We start from the raw sequence: 248 nt of genomic DNA, 5'->3' as shown, positions 1-248 counted from the left end.
ATACTACTATGTCTTAAATCATTAACATTTAGCGTCTTTACGAGCCACTAATCAGTTATTTTGCCATCTTCTAATTCAATCACTCGATCAGCATATTCAAATAATCTTCGATCGTGTGTAATCATAAATGCTCTCATAATCGCAACACGTTGCTTTTCACCGCCAGATAACTGATGCGGATATACATTCAAGCGATCTTCTAAACCAATATTTTCCAAAAGTTGTATTGCTCTTGTTGAACTTTGTTG

1 protein-coding gene is annotated in these 248 nt (G+C 34.7%); it reads right to left on the bottom strand.

What is annotated here, in order from left to right:
- Positions 1-47 precede the first annotated feature (47 nt).
- The coding region (locus IDG65_RS14565; RefSeq protein WP_206174268.1) for an ATP-binding cassette domain-containing protein at positions 48-248 on the bottom strand (201 nt) is incomplete at its 5' end.

The organism is Staphylococcus sp. EG-SA-17, assembly GCF_017151845.1.
GTDB lineage: Bacteria > Bacillota > Bacilli > Staphylococcales > Staphylococcaceae > Staphylococcus > Staphylococcus aureus.
The sequence above is the reverse complement of the archived record's forward strand: the minus strand, read 5'-3'. Positions and strand labels throughout refer to the sequence as shown.